Below are 1,542 nucleotides of genomic sequence, written 5' to 3' on the forward strand. Positions count from 1 at the left end.
CCATCAATTTTACCCTCGCTGATCCACGAATCAACACCAGTTTACTTGACGATAGGGCTTAACCGAGAAGTATTGGGTCATACTTCTGATTGAATTCAACCAGAAGCCGAGTTAGCATTGACTTGCCAACGCCACCTTTCTCGCCGTCAACTAAGTGAATCATGTTAGTCATTTAATTTCTCCTTATTGGATGCCTATTAAAGGGTTAATAATTTTAACTAAAGCTAGGCCCGACCATTGCTGGATCAAAACCAGATAAGTTAAACGCGCTGTTTTCCAACTCAACTTCTCCCGAAAATTCCTCTGGTTCTTTTTCTTCGGGCAAACTTGCGGGTTGTGAAGTCTCCGGGGCCGTGAATTCCGTAGCAATAGATGCACCTGGATTTGACAAGTGAGCCAAAGTAGCTAAAGGAATTAAACCCGAAGAAATACCAGGGGCAATTGCCCCTAACTCCGTACAATTAAATCCCGCATCTCGGCAAACTTCATCTATCTGCCTGAGCAGATAATTAATGCTTTCTCGCCTCAAATACTCTAATTCTGTGCTAGAATGACTACCGTTATTGCGTAAAGCAGCTAACAGCCACCGCGCTTTTATTAGAGGTAAAATGGTTTCCTTTAAACTAAAAAAAGGATGATTTTCTAGATAAGAGAGCAAGATAGCGTCTTCGGAATCTGGCAAAACTTGACAGCGCCAGCAAAATTGTTTGTAGCGTTTTCTAGGCATAGTTTTTCACCTTTTTCCCCGAACCTCGGTATGGCCCTCCCAGTAGTAGAGCTGCATCTAAGCTGGCTTCATTTTCATCTAATGAAGGTTCTAAATTTGACTCATCACTCAATTCATTAGAAGCATCTAAGTAGCTATCTTTGATACGGAGGTCAGCCTTTTGTTCAACACCTTCTTCAGCCTTTTGTTCAGCACCTTCTTCAGCCTTTTGTTCAGCCTTTTGTTCAGCCTTTTGTTCAGTACCTTCTTCAGCCTTTTGTTCAGCCTTTTGTTCAGTACCTTCTTCAGCCTTTTGTATACCAGTCGGAGAGACTGGAGCATTTTGTGAAGTGGAAGCTGCACCTTCTCCCCTCTGAGAGGTTGTCGCAACAGGCTTTCGCCAAACGGTCTCAAATTGAGATTTGAAGTAAGAAAATAGTCCGTAAACATCAGCGATTCGACAACCTAAACCATCAGGGTCAAGCGTTTTTGGCACTGTTATGCCTCCGTGCCAAGACAGCGAATAATGAGAAAACTGATTTCGCAGTTCTGATTTCATATATTCAGAAGTACCGCCGCAAAATACAATTTCATCTAAATCTGGTGGCAGCACTTCATTAATCCAATGAGATAGCATTCGAGCGTAGTCAAAGCGAGACAACTTGACTGCTTCAATCAATTGGTCAACTTCTCGATCTCTAGCTGCCTCCTCTCGATTCCGAGCAATTCGATAAAAGTAAGGGCGGTTGTAGCTTACGCCCCAATACTTCTCGGTTAAGCCCTATCGTCAAGTAAACTGGTGTTGATTCGTGGATCAGCGAGGGTAAAATTGATGG

General features: G+C 43.0%; 2 protein-coding genes. Both read right to left on the bottom strand.

Going from position 1 to position 1,542, the window contains the following annotated elements:
* Window positions 1-214: 214 nt before the first annotated feature.
* Window positions 215-727 (bottom strand): hypothetical protein, encoded by a 513-nt coding sequence (locus QUB66_RS29585; protein ID WP_332970800.1) that lies wholly within the window; start codon window positions 725-727, stop codon window positions 215-217.
* Window positions 720-1,385 carry a hypothetical protein gene (locus QUB66_RS29590; protein ID WP_332970801.1) on the bottom strand — a complete coding sequence of 222 codons (666 nt, stop codon included), beginning with the start codon at window positions 1,383-1,385 and terminating at the stop codon, window positions 720-722. The genes QUB66_RS29585 and QUB66_RS29590 overlap by 8 nt, the downstream gene beginning before the upstream one ends.
* Between the last annotated feature and the right edge of the window lie 157 nt (window positions 1,386-1,542).

Origin of the sequence: Microcoleus sp. A2-C3 (genome assembly GCF_036706065.1) — a bacterium.
GTDB lineage: Bacteria > Cyanobacteriota > Cyanobacteriia > Cyanobacteriales > Microcoleaceae > Microcoleus.